General features: G+C 37.6%; 12 protein-coding genes. 6 read left to right on the top strand and 6 right to left on the bottom strand.

Going from position 1 to position 16336, the window contains the following annotated elements:
* Positions 1-61: 61 nt before the first annotated feature.
* From DXB63_RS07760 to DXB63_RS07735, 6 genes are all read right to left on the bottom strand, one after another.
* Positions 62-1147, bottom strand: coding sequence for an ABC transporter permease (locus tag DXB63_RS07760; RefSeq protein ID WP_122125883.1), 1086 nt, complete (start codon positions 1145-1147; stop codon positions 62-64).
* Between the two features lie 7 nt (positions 1148-1154).
* On the bottom strand, positions 1155-2246 hold the full coding sequence (locus DXB63_RS07755) for an ABC transporter permease (protein ID WP_122125832.1): 1092 nt from the start codon (positions 2244-2246) through the stop codon (positions 1155-1157).
* A 2-nt stretch (positions 2247-2248) separates the two neighbouring features.
* Positions 2249-3709 (bottom strand): ATP-binding cassette domain-containing protein, encoded by a 1461-nt coding sequence (locus tag DXB63_RS07750; protein ID WP_122125882.1) that lies wholly within the window; start codon positions 3707-3709, stop codon positions 2249-2251.
* Positions 3709-4620 carry an HlyD family secretion protein gene (locus DXB63_RS07745; RefSeq protein ID WP_122125831.1) on the bottom strand — a complete coding sequence of 304 codons (912 nt, stop codon included), beginning with the start codon at positions 4618-4620 and terminating at the stop codon, positions 3709-3711. The genes DXB63_RS07750 and DXB63_RS07745 overlap by 1 nt, the downstream gene beginning before the upstream one ends.
* A gap of 13 nt (positions 4621-4633) precedes the next feature.
* Positions 4634-5896, bottom strand: a complete 1263-nt coding sequence (locus DXB63_RS07740) for a TolC family protein (protein ID WP_122125830.1) — start codon at positions 5894-5896, stop codon at positions 4634-4636.
* A 66-nt stretch (positions 5897-5962) separates the two neighbouring features.
* Positions 5963-6577: a TetR/AcrR family transcriptional regulator gene (locus DXB63_RS07735; RefSeq protein ID WP_122125881.1), complete on the bottom strand. Its 615-nt coding sequence runs from the start codon at positions 6575-6577 to the stop codon at positions 5963-5965.
* A gap of 418 nt (positions 6578-6995) precedes the next feature.
* On the opposite strand from DXB63_RS07735, the gene DXB63_RS07725 reads away from it, so the two are divergent.
* The 6 genes from DXB63_RS07725 (at position 6996) to DXB63_RS07700 (ending at position 16334) form a co-directional block, all read left to right on the top strand.
* Positions 6996-9269 carry a S41 family peptidase gene (locus tag DXB63_RS07725; protein WP_122125828.1) on the top strand — a complete coding sequence of 758 codons (2274 nt, stop codon included), beginning with the start codon at positions 6996-6998 and terminating at the stop codon, positions 9267-9269.
* A gap of 147 nt (positions 9270-9416) precedes the next feature.
* The gene (locus tag DXB63_RS07720; protein ID WP_122125827.1) at positions 9417-10256 is read left to right on the top strand and encodes a hypothetical protein; all 840 of its coding nucleotides are present in this window, start codon (positions 9417-9419) and stop codon (positions 10254-10256) included.
* A gap of 625 nt (positions 10257-10881) precedes the next feature.
* Entirely contained in the window at positions 10882-14304 is a 3423-nt protein-coding gene (gene ileS / locus DXB63_RS07715) for an isoleucine--tRNA ligase (protein WP_122125826.1), read from the top strand.
* A gap of 24 nt (positions 14305-14328) precedes the next feature.
* Entirely contained in the window at positions 14329-14709 is a 381-nt protein-coding gene (locus DXB63_RS07710) for a TraR/DksA C4-type zinc finger protein (protein ID WP_122125825.1), read from the top strand.
* Positions 14710-14788: 79 nt separating this feature from the next.
* Positions 14789-15436, top strand: coding sequence for a lipoprotein signal peptidase (locus DXB63_RS07705; protein WP_122125824.1), 648 nt, complete (start codon positions 14789-14791; stop codon positions 15434-15436).
* Positions 15429-16334 (top strand): DUF4296 domain-containing protein, encoded by a 906-nt coding sequence (locus DXB63_RS07700; protein WP_158563653.1) that lies wholly within the window; start codon positions 15429-15431, stop codon positions 16332-16334. Before DXB63_RS07705 ends, DXB63_RS07700 begins: the two co-directional genes overlap by 8 nt.
* The last annotated feature ends 2 nt before the right edge of the window (positions 16335-16336 follow it).

The raw sequence follows: 16336 nt of genomic DNA, 5'->3' as shown, positions 1-16336 counted from the left end.
GTGAGGGACTTTATTTATAAAAATAAATAAAGTCCCTCACATATATTTTCACCTGCTTCCTTTAACTATTTGTCTTTCTATAACTAAGCACAGCCCAAGTATTAAAGAATAGCATAAAGCTGCATAACGCTATAAACTGTGTGCCCAGCTCTCCAATGCCGCTGCCTTTCAGATAAACCATTCTCATGACCTGAATAAAATAGGTGAGAGGATTGAATACCGTAATCCATTGCGCCCAATGAGGCATACTGTTTATCGGAGTGAACAGCCCGCTCATCAGGATGAAGATAATCATAAAGAAGAACATTACGAACATGGCCTGCTGCATGGTAGCGGAGTGATTGGAGATAATCAGACCGAAACCGGATATTACTAAAATAAACAGGCAGGCAAAGAAATAAATCGTGCCTAAATTGCCGGCAGGAGCAACACCGTAGAGAACTTTTGCCAAAAAGAAACAAATGCTCAATACGATTAATCCGATTATCCAATAGGGGATGATCTTTGCCAGGATAAAGCTGAATTTACCGACAGGCGTCACATTTATTTGCTCGATTGTACCTACCTCTTTCTCGCCCACAATATTCAATGATGGTAAGAAGCCGCAAAGCATTGTAAGTAGCATGACCATCAGTGCTGGAATCATAAAGACTTTATAATTCAAATGAGGGTTGAACAAGTTAAGCACAGACATTTGAATAGCCGGTTTTGCTTCGGATGTATTGGAGAAATCACTGACGATAGAAGCCAGATAAGAACTTCCCAATCCCCCTTTTGTACCATTTACCGTATTGGCGGAAATCATTACATTTACTTTATTCTCCTTTACCATGTTCTTTTCAAAATGGCGAGGTATCTCAAGAATAATATCCGCTTCTCCTTTTTCTATATAGAGCATCGCTTCTTCGTATGAAGATGCATTTTGCTTCAAGTTAAAATAGTCGGAGCCGGACACCTTCTCAATCAATCTGCGGGAAGACGGGCTATGGTCATTGTCTACCACACAAAGATTATTATCCTTTATCTCCAAGTTGGCAGCCCATGGCATCAACAGCATCATCATACAAGGGAATAGGAGTATGAGTCTGGGTAATACCGGATTTCTAAGCAACTGCTTAAACTCTTTCTCTATCAAGAACTTTAGTATCATTATCTTAATTGTTAGTTGATAATCTTTCATTGAATTTTTTCAGGCTTATCGTTATGATAACGGTGGCCATCAATAATAAAATACCCAATTCTTTAAGGGCAAAAGATATATCCAATCCTTCTATCATAATCTTTTTTACTGCTATGATGTACCATTTTGCCGGAATGATATTGGATATCCATTGCAGGATGGCAGGCATACTTTCAGTAGGGAAAATCATTCCCGACAAGAGCATGACAGGCATCATCATTGCCATACCGGAGATAAGCATCGCAGCAACCTGAGTCTCTGCGATAGTGGAAATAAGTAATCCCAAAGCCAATGCCACGAAGATGAAAAGCATTGACAATATGCTTAGCCAGAATAAACTTCCTGCTACTGGAACGTGCAATACATAGACCGACAATAATAAAATTGTAATCAAATTAATGCATGAGATGACGAAATAGGGAACGGCTTTGGCTATGATGATGAAAATAGGACGTATCGGAGATACCAACAATACTTCCATTGTGCCCGTTTCTTTTTCCCGAACGATGGAAATAGAGGTCATCATGGCACAGATAAGCATCAGAATCAGTCCCATTACACCCGGCACAAAATTATATGCACTTTTCATTTGCGGGTTATAAAGGAGCTTGGTCTCTATATTTTGAGGCGAACCACTTACCGTAGAAGCCAAAACGCTTTTCGCGTAATTCGTCAGCATACTGGCCGTGTTGGGGTCTGTGGCATCAACGATTAGTTGTATACCCGCGTCACCGGTATGATATATGTTTTCATCAAAGTTTTCACTGAAAGCCATTACCATATCCGCTTCGTCTTTCCGGAACACTTTCTCTATTTCAGAAGTATTGTTCAAGCGTTTGGTAACCATGAAATAGGCATTTGCATCCAGTTTTTCGATTATTTTCTGCGTAAATGTATCGTTTGACGGGTCCAATACTGCCACGCGGATATTGTTGACTTCCGTTGTAATGGCAAAGCCGAACAACAGAATCTCTACGACGGGCATACCGAGCAGAATCAATATCGTCCGTTTGTCCCGGAATATATGATAGAACTCTTTGCGTACGAATGAAAGAAATTGTTTCATAATTAATCAGCTTTACGAGTTGCTTTACGTGCCAACTGTCTGAACACACCATCCATGTCCGGCACGTTGAACTGTTGTTTTAATTTTGTCGGGGTATCCAACGCTTCTATTTTCCCGTCTACCATAATAGATACCCGGTTACAGTATTCGGCTTCATCCATGTAATGGGTTGTTACGAAAACGGTAATTCCACGGTCGGCAGCCTGATAAATCAGCTCCCAGAACTGACGGCGCGTCTTCGGGTCTACACCTCCGGTGGGCTCATCCAAGAAGACGATGTGCGGTTCATGGAAAATAGAAACCGAGAACGCCAGCTTTTGTTTCCATCCGAGTGGGAGAGACTTTACCAATGTATTTCTCTCTTCCATAAATCCCAAACTGGAGAGAAGCTCATCCGTTTTCCGGTCGATATCTTTGCTTTTCATGCCATATATTCCGGCAAACAAACGAATGTTTTCCCATACTTTCAGGTCTTCATAAAGTGAGAACTTTTGGCTCATGTATCCGATATTCTTCTTAATCAGTTCCGGTTGCGTGGTAACATCGAATCCGGCAACCGTTCCTGTACCCGAAGTCGGTCTGGACAATCCGCAAAGCATACGCATGGCAGTTGTTTTTCCCGCACCGTTGGCTCCTAAGAAACCGAATACTTCCCCCTTTTCCACTTGAAAAGAAATATGGTCTACTGCGGTAAACTCCCCGAATTGTTTGGTTAAGTTCTCCACTTTTATGGCATATTCCTTATGTGCGGTAGTTTCTTTCCGTTCCAATCCCGGCGGACAAAGAATATCACTGAAGCGGGATAATATCTGTTCTGGTGTGTCAATGCCTTTAATCTCTCCATTGTTTATGAAGGCAATACGGTCACAACGGCGAATTTCGTCCATGTAAGGCGTGGAAACTACAATTGTGATTCCTTCTTCTTTCAGACGTTTGAGCATTTCCCAAAACTCTTTTCGTGAGACGGGATCGACACCGGTGGTAGGCTCATCGAGAAATAGTACAGTTGGTTTATGGATCAAAGCACAGCTTAATGCCAGTTTTTGTTTCATACCTCCGGATAACTTCCCTGCACGACGATTCTTGAATGGCTCTATTTGGGTATAAATGTCTTCCACCAAATGATAATTCTCCTGAATGGTCGTATTAAACAAGGTGGCAAAGAAAGTCAGGTTTTCTTCCACTGTCAGATCCTGATAAAGAGAAAAACGTCCCGGCATATATCCCACGCGTTTACGTATTTCTTTGTATTCTTCCACTACATCCAGCCCATCCACTGTGGCGACTCCTTCATCCGGCAGAATTAACGTATTCAGAATACGGAATAGAGTCGTTTTACCTGCACCGTCCGGTCCGATTAATCCGAATATTTCCCCTTTGGATATATCGAATGAGATGCCGGTGAGTGCACGTACATTGCCGTAACTTTTAGCAATTTCTCTTACCGAAACTACATTTTCCATCATTTCTCGCTTAATATCTTGACTTCTCCGTACATTCCTATCTTTAGATATCCGTCATTTTTTACAGCTATTTTTACTGCATAGACTAAATTGGCGCGTTCGTCTCTCGTCTGAATAGTCTTGGGAGTAAACTCCGCTTTGTCGGAAATCCAAGTTACTTTACCGGTATATTCCCGCTTACCGTCTTCTCCATAGTCGGCAAAGACTTTAACTTCCTGTCCCAACTTCATTTGGGTAAGCTGGTCGGCTATAATGTAAGCGCGAAGGTACATATTCTCAATATCCGCTATTTTGAAAAGCGGCTTTCCTTGTGTGGCAAGTTCTCCTGCTTCTGCATATTTAGACAGGACAGTGCCGTTTATCGGACTGATGATATGGCTTTTCTGCAATTGATCTTCTACTTGTGCTACTTGAATCTCCATAGCCGAACTTTCTTCCGTTACACTCTGGTTGCTGTTCTGTAACGTTGATATTTGTGCAGCAAGTTGTTTTTGCAATACGGCCAGTTGAGAATCGATATCATCTACTTGTTTTTGTGTGGCAGCATTGGATTTCAAAAGGTTCTCATTCCTTTTTTTCTCTTTTTCAGCCTTTGCTATCTGCTCTTTTGTTGCAGCGATTTGTTTGGCAATATCAGAACGACGGCTTTGTACCGACTTCACGCTTGTCAGTAATTGCATCTTTTTCAAATACAATTGCACCGTGTCAATGTATCCCACCTCTTGTCCGTCTTTCAGCAGATCTCCCTCTTCCACGTTGAAGCGCATGATTTTCCCGTTTGCTTCGGCTGAAACAATAATTTCAGTGGATTCAAACGTACCGGACGCGTCATAGTCGCCGTTGCCATTACCGCAAGCTGCGGTTAATGATAAAAATATTGCATAAAACAATACATTCTTTACTGTTTTCATATTCTAAGATGATTTAATTATTTGTTGTGTTTTTAAGATTATAAATAGCCATTAGCAACTGTACTTCATGTAACGCCTTGTTTTGTTTTGCCTGATCTTCGGCTGTCACCTCACGAAGCATTTCTATGACCGTTAATGTGCCGTTGGCCACCTTAGCTTCGGCGGAATTACGGATATTTGTACGCAATTTGATGATTTCATTATCATCTTTCATCAGCCGGGTCAGCTTTTCTATTTCATTATTATTTTGAGTCATTTCCAAATTAGTATTAAAGAGGAATGTTTCCCGTTGTACGTTTATACTGTTGCGGTTTATCTCAATCTGCTTGCTTTCCGTCTTTTTGGTATACAGGTTGCCAAAGTTCCAGGACAGTCGGACACCTGCTATATAATAAGGTGTAAATTCATTCTTTAGCATATTCAATCCGGGATTAGCGTATGCTCCTTGTACAAACAAACCAAATTTAGGCATATTTTTAGCTTGCAACATTTGTTTTTGTATATCCAGTTGTGCATCTTGTTTCTCAAACAGGTTGAGTTCCGGGCGTTTGATTTCATAGGAAGACAGAAGCGCATCTTCTTTGGGCTTAACGAGTTGTTGACTATTATCCACTTTCGTCCCAATCATTGCCGAAAGCATTTCACAATAGGCTTTTTGTGTAACTTCCATTTCATTTTTTCGTTGAATAGCATTTAATTGCTCTACTTTTACCGCATCCAAATCCGCCTGATTTGCAATCCCATTTTCCACGTATGCTGCTACCTGATGATAACTTCTTTGCAGCTCGTCTTGCAATAAATTGTTTTGCTTCAGTTGGGCATCCATAAGAAGTATTCCAAAGAAAAGCTGGTTTATTCGGTCATTAATCTGATATAAATCCACTTCCAGCTTAGTTGCATCTACTTCTGCTCCGGCTCGTACCATTCGTTTTTGAGTTTTAATGGCACCGCCGTCCCAAATCGTTTGATTTAATTCCAAAACAGCCTGATACTGATCTTTACGCATTCCGTCAATGTCTACATTCGGAATCTTTATAGGCAGTTCTGTCACATCCGATTGGTAACTGATCTTTCCCGATAGACTCAACTGTGGTAAGTATCCCTTGTTTGCATTAGACAAACTGTATTCTTTGGATTTTTCAATCAGTCCATACTGTTTTACCAAAGGATAATTTTCTTGCGCCAACTGCTGACACTTTTCGATTGTCAGTTGCCCATACAGCACAGATAATGGACAAAAGAGGATGGCAATAACCGTTTGAATTACTTTTTTCATTATTTATGTGAATTATTTATTAACTACTATGTCTAACATATTTGTTAGTAACAAAGCAAAAAAATATTATTTTCTAAGCCTGCTTATAATCAGTTCTATATTCTCCTTTTTTCGGTGTTCTAAAAAGTCCTCACATACTTTCTCATCTCCGTTGGTTATCATATCAACGATAGGATGTGCCAAAAATACAAACGCATTTAGTGAAATAACGGATAAAAGTAAATCAAACGGCTCGATATGACGAATAGTTCCCTTTGCAACCTCTTCATCAATAGATTGACCCAATTTCCGTAGCGTATTATTGATAATCGGTAGGAACATTTTTTTGCAAGTATCTTGCCGTTCCTTATTCGCTACGATTTCACTCACAACAAAGAATGCCAATTTCGGATTATTAATCAAGAAATTAAAATGCATCTCTACACTTTTTGCTACCTTCTCAAGAAAAGGAAGATCTTCATTTACGATGGATGCAAAGGAGCCGGCTATCAATCTTGATTTCTCCTGAAATACTTTATCAAACAAGTTTTCTTTAGTTCTGAAATAGTAATGCAACATGGCATGGGTCACTCCGGCAGCCTTGGCTATCTCCGTAGTCTTGCTTAAAGCATACCCTTTTTCTATAAACTCTTTTTCTGCAGCCTTGAGTATGGCTTGCTCTGTATTTTGTTCTTCTTTCATATTAACTTTTATGTTTAACACATTTGTTAGTTGTTTGCAAAACTATATTTTTTATGTATTAGTTGATTCCTGATAGTCTATAAATTAAAGTAGATTAACAGTTTTAGAGTGAATATGTTTTAGGATAAAAGAAAAATTTAAATATGCTGTCGCAATATTTACTTTTATTTGCTATTTTTGTTGATGATAAAAACCAATATATGGAACTAACAATCAAAAAAACACGGCTAAATAGTATAATGTATATTGTACTCTTTTTATTTTTCTTGAGCTCTAACGTATTATATGCGCAATCAGGGGATAACATAATAGAAATTATTCGAGAGGGGATTGCCGATAATGATACGACTTCTGCCTATAAAGGAAATCATTGTTGTGAGATTCGGAAAATATATTGTGAAAAGATTAGATATTCATTATGAAGAAATATATAGTACTAATCGTATCATTATCTATTATTCAATCTTTGTCTGCACAGAAGCCGGAATATATTTCGTTTCGGGAGTTTCTTGATTTTGAGAAATATAACATTATGAGTGAGCAAGAACTCTATGAACTAAATAAGTTGTATTTTCATTATTATGCATTTTTAGAGAATAAGATTTGGTTTACCAATTTAGAAAGGAATTGTGATGTTCAAAAAGATAGTATAGAGATACATCATGGAAAGTATTCCTTAAAAGTATCTCCTGAAAAATCTGATTCCATATATTCTTTTAGTATTAGACATTCATTCTGTGAATATCGTTTTAAAGGTGATAGTTTAGTTTTTGAGGGATGGTATAAGGGGAATAACATTTCATATTCGGATTCCATTTCATTATATATTTATCAAGCAAATAATATTTTTAAAGAAGCTAAACTACAAATTACAGATAAATGGCAAAATTTTATTCTTAAGATCCCTAATATTTCTCCTAAATGGAATACAGATATAGCGGTAGAATATAAGGGAAAGGCTGTTTTGTGGTTCGATAATTTTTCATTTTCAGTAGATAATAAAAGATTAGATGAAATATATCCGGAGACTCCGGCAGAATTGGATCATGAATTTGATGAGTCATTTAAATTTAATTTGACTGATAGTATTTCTTTAGAAACTTACCGGAATTTAGAAACATTGTGTAGAGTATGGGGATTTTTGAAGTATTATCATCCTGCTGTACAGTCAGGTATGTATGATTGGAATTACGAATTATTCCGTATTTTACCTAAAATTATGAATTGTGCAGACAAAACATCTATGCAACGCACTTTATGTTGTTGGATACAAGATTTAGATAAGGCAGCTATAAAAAATGAAATAACTGTAAACGAAGATTCCATTTTGTTTCGCCCTGATTTTAATTGGATAAATTCACAGGAATTGGGGGATAATCTATGTGTGCAGTTAAAAAAGATATTGAATAAACCAAGACCGTTCTATAATTATTCAGTGACTTTATATCACCTTGATTATCCGATATTTATTGAACCTCTTTATGACAAAATCAGTTGGGATGATGATGGATATAGATTGTTGTGCTTATTTCGTTATTGGAATATTATTAATTATTTTCATCCGTATCGACCTTATTTTGAAAATAACTGGCAATTACTTTTATCCAAATATATTCGTCTATTTGTGAAAGCAAAAAATATCAGTGATTTTGAAAAAGCTATAACTTCGTTAACAGCAGAAATTAAAGATGCACATACGGAAACATATTCTCCAACATCATATACTGGTTTTAATATAGGGCAATATGAATCCTATCAGATTCCGTTTGAATCGAAAGTTTATAAAGATGGACTGATAATTACCGGATATTGGTTTGAAGAAACACAAAAATGCGGATTGGAATTAGGGGATGTCATTATAAGTATCAATGCAAAAAGTATTAAAGATATAAGAAAAGAAAAAGACGTATATTTTTCATTCTCTAACGAAAATGGCATGATTAACACCTATCCTTTATTGTCTGTCAGTCAAGATAGTGCATCTATTACTTATATCAGAAAAGGAGAGGAGAAAAGTATTCTTTTGAAAGGTTTGTTCGGATATTATGGTGGAACTAATGGCGGTACCCCTATGGAACAAGAACCTCTGATATCTAAAAGAATAATCAATGATACGATTGCTTATATTAATCCGATGTTGTATACTTCGATTGATCTGACACAACAATTGGATTCGATAAAAGCATTTCCAGAATTGATAGTAGATTTAAGAGAATATCCTATAGATAATGCCATTGATACGGTATTGGCGAACTTTCTTTTACCGGATGAAGTGATTTATGCTTTTAGTAGCTACTCTGATTTATCTAATCCCGGAGTGTTCAGAAAAAGATCGGAATTGTGTAACATAGGAAAAAAGAATGCTGAATATTATAAAGGTAATGTTTCTATTTTAGTTAATGAAAACTCTATCAGTAAGTCTGAGATTATAGGCTTAATATGTAGTTGTGCACCAAGACATCAAGTTGTGGGCACTATGACACGTGGTGTATTGGGGAATGTTTGTTACATTCCTTTTATCGGTGGATATGGTACTCGCATGACCGGTATTGGAGTTTATTACCCTGATGGAGAATGTACTTATCCAAATGGAGTCAGATTAGATTATCCCGTTCAGATTATGCCTGAAGATATATACAATAAACAGGACTATATATTGAATAAAGCTCTTGAATTAATAAATACTCATTAGTTCAATTTTAATGTTTATTTATAATAGGTCACACTGGAAAGATTCTTCTCTTTTTTATTAAATAAAAAGATGCAATAATTTGTTTATATATTTAAATAAACTACATTTGTATCGATATTACTGATTATTAATCTAAATATTCTATTTATGAAAAATCTCACATTAGTTCTCACTGCAGCTGCATTAATTGCAGTAAGTTCCTCTTCTTTTGGACAAATTAAACCCGAAGCCGGCTCATTCGGTACGGAAGTTCAGTTTAATCCTTTTGACCAAAAAGGTCATACTTTTCAGTTGGATGGCTTGAAATTTCGCTATTTTATTACGAAGAATGATGCCTTGAGATTGAAATTGGGATTTGGTATGAACAGTACTAAGTTTACGGATGAAGATGAAAAAGAAGTGCCTTTGACTGGAACAACAGGGTCTAGTTTAGGTACCGGTAAATATAAATATAAAGATGAATATAGCTCTAAATCCGGAGATTTCTCATTCGAATTGGGCTATGAACGTCATTTTGATATTGCAAAAAGATTGAATTTATATGTAGGAGGTGCTTTGGGCATCAGTAAACATTTTGTTTCAACCGATATTGAAGGAAGTGCTACAACTTATAGAAATGGTAATAAAGCTTCGTCTAATTCTTATTCAGGAAAAATAACCAATGGCGGATTTTCTTCAATAGATGATATTGATGATGATATATATCCGTCAGATGATCCGCTTGATTATGTCAATGATAGAGCTAATCTGGGTTTTAATGCTTCGGTTTTCACTGGATTGGACTTCTATGTATATAAAGGATTATATGTTGGTACGGAATTAGGTCTACGTTTCAAAACTTATAAGACCAATAAAATGAAATATACTTATGAAACTGTTGAAGACCATGATATAACGAAAGAGGAAAGCGAATCAACCAATAATGTGCGTTATAGCAATGCCGGTTTCTATATCGAACCGGTTCTCCGTCTAGGATGGACATTTTAGAGTAATAGTTTCTCAGATTTAAAGGTACGGTCGTTTGTTTGCAATCAAGTATCGTTTGCAAACAAACGACCGTATCTTTGAAGCCAAACTCCTATCTGTTTTTTATCCAACCAAAGCTGCATTTTACTGCCGATAAACTCCTATTTAAATAGAGTTGCTTGAAAATATCTTTCAATCCTTCATTATAGCCATACTCTATTTGATTATCAGACTATTAACCTGAAACAGACAGATAAAAAAGATTCAGTATAGAAAAAAGCAAATGAAGCTTTCTTTTCTTTTTCTGAAACATTCATGGAATTTATATCATTCAGCCTAAATAATTGATTATCAAATACGAATTAATTAAACTGAAGGATGAATCCATTCGCGTTGATTGGGTTTGTAAGTGAATTGCAGTACCTTTTTAATCACCTCGGTGATTTTAAAAAACATCAGGTTGATTGCAGACAAACATCAAGGTGTTTTTTTAAATCATCTCGATGTTTGTCGCAATTCCGGGAAAGTCCATTTTAAAGCAATAACCACTAATTTCTCAAAAAAGACTATACAATAGTTTCCATCTACTTATTTTTTTGTAAATTTGCATCTTATTTTTAGGAAGTAAGAAAAAACACATAATAATATGAGTAAGAAGTTTGCTGAACACTCTCAGTTTGACCTCTCACAGATAAACAAAGAGGTACTAAAGAAATGGGACGAAAACAATGTTTTCGCCAAGAGTATGACGGAACGTGAAGGCTGTCCATCGTTTGTATTTTATGAAGGTCCTCCTTCTGCAAACGGTATGCCGGGTATTCACCATGTGATGGCACGTTCTATTAAAGACATATTCTGCCGTTATAAGACCATGAAAGGCTATCAGGTGAAGCGTAAAGCCGGATGGGATACGCATGGACTTCCCGTAGAATTGGGTGTAGAAAAATCTTTAGGAATTACTAAGGAAGATATCGGCAAGACTATCTCCGTTGCTGAATACAATGCTGCCTGCCGTAAGGATGTGATGAAATATACACAGGAATGGGTTGATCTTACTCATAAGATGGGATACTGGGTGGATATGGAAAATCCTTATATCACTTATGACAACCGTTATATCGAAACACTTTGGTGGCTTCTTAAACAATTGTATAATAAAGGATTACTATATAAAGGATATACTATCCAACCTTATTCGCCGGCTGCCGGAACAGGATTGAGTTCACATGAGCTTAACCAACCGGGATGTTATCGGGATGTAAAGGATACCACGGTCGTAGCACAGTTTAAGATGAAGAATCCTAAACCGGAGATGGCAGAGTGGGGGACTCCTTATTTTATAGCATGGACAACCACTCCCTGGACATTGCCTTCCAACACAGCTCTTTGTGTTGGTCCTAAAATAGATTATGTAGCCGTACAATCATACAATGCCTACACGGGTGAACCGATTACGGTGGTATTGGCAAAAGCGTTGCTTAATGCTCACTTTAATCCGAAAGCAGCAGAACTGAAATTGGAAGATTACAAGCCAGGAGATAAGTTGGTTCCTTTCAAAGTTATTGCCGAATATAAAGGTACCGATCTTGTGGGTATGGAATACGAACAGTTGATTCCTTGGGTAAATCCGGGTGAAGGTGCTTTCCGTGTAATTCTGGGAGATTATGTTACTACAGAAGATGGTACGGGTATCGTACACATTGCCCCGACTTTCGGTGCGGATGATGCATTGGTTGCGAAAGCTGCCGGTGTGCCTCCTTTGCAGTTGGTTAATAAGAAAGGTGAACTTCGTCCGATGGTTGATTTGACCGGTAAATTCTATACATTAGATGAATTGGATGAAGAATTTGTAAAAGAGCGTGTTAATGTAGAATTATATAAGGAATATGCAGGACGTTTTGTGAAGAATGACTATGATCCGAATCTCACCGACAAGGATGAGTCTTTGGACGTTAGCATCTGTATGATGATGAAGGCTTCCAACAAGGCGTTTAAGATAGAAAAGCACGTTCACAACTATCCGCACTGCTGGCGTACGGACAAACCGGTACTGTACTATCCATTGGATAGCTGGTTTATCAGATCGACGGCTGCTAAAGATGAAATGATTAAGTTGAACAAAACGATTAACTGGAAACCGGAGTCTACCGGAACCGGGCGTTTTGGTAAATGGTTGGAAAATCTGAATGACTGGAACCTAAGCCGTTCCCGTTATTGGGGAACTCCACTTCCTATTTGGCGCAGTGAAGACGGAGCGGAGAAGTGTATCGGTTCTGTGGAAGAGCTTTATAATGAAATAGAGAAATCCGTTGCTGCGGGCTTCATGACGTCCAATCCTTATAAGGAAAGAGGTTTTGTTCCCGGTGAATATAATGGGGAGAATTACGAAAAGATTGATTTACACCGTCCATACGTGGATGATATTATCCTTGTATCGGAAGATGGCAAACCGATGAAACGTGAAACAGACCTTATCGACGTTTGGTTCGATTCCGGTGCAATGCCTTATGCACAAATCCATTATCCGTTTGAGAACAAAGAATTACTGGATTCACGTGAGGTATATCCGGCCGATTTCATTGCAGAAGGTGTAGACCAGACTCGTGGTTGGTTCTTTACTTTGCACGCCATTGCTACGATGGTATTTGATAGTGTGGCCTATAAAGCGGTTATTTCCAACGGATTGGTATTGGATAAGAACGGAAATAAGATGTCCAAGCGTTTGGGCAATGCAGTCGATCCGTTTGGAGCTATTGAAAAATATGGTTCAGACCCTCTGCGTTGGTATATGATTACCAATTCATCCCCTTGGGATAATTTGAAATTTGATACGGATGGAGTAGAAGAGGTGCGTCGTAAATTCTTCGGTACGCTTTACAATACATATTCATTCTTTGCATTATATGCTAATGTAGATGGATTTACATATAAAGAAGCAGATATTCCGGTGAATGAACGTCCGGAGATCGATCGCTGGATTTTATCTGTACTTAATACCTTGATTAAAGAAGTAGATACTTGTTATAATGAATACGAGCCAACGAAGGCCGGACGTTTGATTTCTGATTTTGTGAACGATAACTTATCTAACTGGTATGTTCGTTTAAATCGTAAACGTTTCTGGGGTGGCGGTTATACACAAGATAAGTTATCTGCTTATCAGACACTTTATACTTGTTTGGAAACAGTCGCTAAATTGATGGCTCCGATAGCTCCGTTCTATTCAGACCGTTTATATACTGACCTGATTTCAACGACCGGACGTGACAATGTGGTATCCATCCATCTTGCTAAATTCCCGGTAAGTAATGAGACACTGGTTGACAAAGAGCTGGAAGCGCAGATGCAAATGGCACAAGACGTTACGTCCATGGTACTTGCATTGCGTCGTAAAGTGAATATAAAAGTACGTCAGCCATTGCAGTGTATCATGATTCCTGTGGCTGACGAAGAACAACGCGCGCACATAGAAGCAGTGAAGTCGCTTATCATGAATGAAGTGAATGTAAAAGAAGTCAGGTTTGTGGATGGTGCAGCCGGAGTGCTGGTAAAGAAAGTAAAATGTGATTTCAAGAAACTTGGTCCGAAGTTTGGCAAGCAGATGAAAGCCGTAGCTGCCGCTGTATCCGAAATGTCGCAAGATGCTATTGCAGAACTGGAAAAGAACGGTAAGTACACATTAAACTTGGATGGCGCAGAAGCTGTCATCGAATCCGGTGATGTAGAAATATTCAGTGAAGATATTCCGGGATGGTTGGTTGCCAATGAAGGAAAACTTACTGTTGCATTGGAAGTGACTGTTACGGAAGAACTTCGTCGTGAAGGTATTGCACGTGAGTTAGTAAACCGTATTCAAAATATCCGTAAGTCAAATGGTTTTGAAATAACAGATAAAATAAAGATTACTTTATCTAAAAATCCTCAGACAGATGATGCGGTAAATGAATATAATGCTTATATTCGCAACCAAGTTTTAGCTAATTCTCTTGATTTAGCAGATGAAGTGAAGGAAGGAACCGAACTTGATTTCGATGACTTTACTTTACAGATAAATGTAGTAAAAGAATAATAATAACCTCTAAAAACAATAGTTATGGCAGAAAAGACGAGATATTCGGATGCGGAACTTGAAGAATTCCGTGCCATTATTATGGAGAAACTGGAAAAAGCGCAACGTGATTATGATCAGTTGAAGTTGAGTATCATGAACCAGGATGGCAATGATACAGATGATACATCTCCTACATATAAAGTATTGGAAGAAGGCGCCAGCACATTATCAAAGGAAGAAACAACAAGATTGGCACAGCGTCAATTAAAATTCATCCAAAGTTTGCAAGCTGCATTAGTGCGTATTGAAAACAAAACTTATGGCATTTGCCGTGAGACAGGTAAACTGATTCCGGCAGAACGCCTTCGTGCTGTTCCTCATGCTACATTGAGTATCGAAGCAAAAGAAGGTTCAAAACGATAATCTTATTATTTAATTGAGAATTGAAAGTTCGGAATCTGTAGGCTTCCGGATTTTCAGTTCTCAATTCTTAATTACTAAAATGAAGAAACTACTCTCCAAAGGTCAATTGGCCATCTTAATTATTTTCTCGGTATTAATAATCGATCAAGTCATAAAAATTTTGGTAAAGACCAAGATGTATTGGCATGAAAGTATTCGTGTTACGGATTGGTTCTACATTTATTTCACGGAAAACAACGGAATGGCATTCGGCATGGAAATATTTGGAAAACTGTTTTTGACAACTTTCCGTATTGTTGCCGTAGCTCTGATTATTTACTATTTGGTGAAAATTATTAAGAAAGGGTATAAGACCGGTTATATCGTATGTATGTCCATGATATTGGCCGGTGCTGTGGGAAATATTATAGATAGTGTGTTTTATGGCGTATTCTTTAATGAAAGCACTACATCCACACTTGCCACATTTATGCCTGAAGGCGGAGGTTATTCCACTTGGTTTTATGGAAAGGTAGTGGATATGTTTTATTTCCCGATTATAGACACGACATGGCCGCATTGGATGCCGTTTGTGGGAGGAGAACATTTTATATTCTTCAGTCCGATATTTAATTTTGCGGATGCATCCATCAGTTGTGGCATTATCGCCTTACTGCTTTTTTATAGTAAATATATGAATGAGAGTTTACATCATTCGGAACATAAGTCAGATAAAAAAGATGCTTAATAGGTTCTTCATAGGTGGAATTATCTTTTCATGTCTGCTTTTGGGTGGATGCAAGAAAGGGATTCCTAAAGATATTATCAAACCGGCAAAGATGGAGCAATTGTTGTATGACTATCATATGGCAAAAGCTATGGCGGATGAATTATCTTATGAAGAAAAATACAAGCAACCTCTATACATTAATTATGTATTAGAGAAACATCATACTACTCAAGCGGAATTTGATTCTTCAATGGTGTGGTATACCCGCCATACGGATGAACTGTCTAAAATCTATGAGAATATCAATAAGCGTTATAAAAAAGAGCAGGAGACTATCAATCATTTAATTGCTATCCGAGATAATAAACCTAAAGAAACCCAGCCGGGAGATTCGATCAATGTGTGGTATGGCAACCCACTGAATATGCTTACCAATTACATTACATCCAACAAACTGAAGTTTGACATACCTGCCGATACTAATTTCAAGCAGCATGATGAACTGGTATGGAAGATGCGCTATACTTTCCTGTCTAATAAACATATACCGGATACGGCAGTAATGGCAATGTATATGAGATATGAAAACGATTCGTTGATACAGGTTGTTAAGAAAGTAGTACGGCCAAGAGTTGATTCGTTAGTCCTTAAATCGGATTCCGCATATCAGATGAAAGAGCTGAAAGGTTTCATTTATTATCCAGGTAATGATGAGAAGAAAGTATTATTGATAGACAATGTTACTTTGATGCGTTATCATCACCCGCAAACAGACAGTATTTCTGTTTCAAAGTCTGACTCTATCAAAGACGATAACGATTTGAAGCAGCTGGAAATATCTGTAAACAATCGTCATCGTTCTGCTGCTGCAAAAGATATACAGAAAAAGGATGAAATTCAATTGCAACAGCGCTAGAT

This window comes from Bacteroides sp. OM05-12, assembly GCF_003438995.1.
Taxonomy (GTDB): domain Bacteria; phylum Bacteroidota; class Bacteroidia; order Bacteroidales; family Bacteroidaceae; genus Bacteroides.
This window is presented reverse-complemented; position numbering and strand designations above follow the sequence as displayed.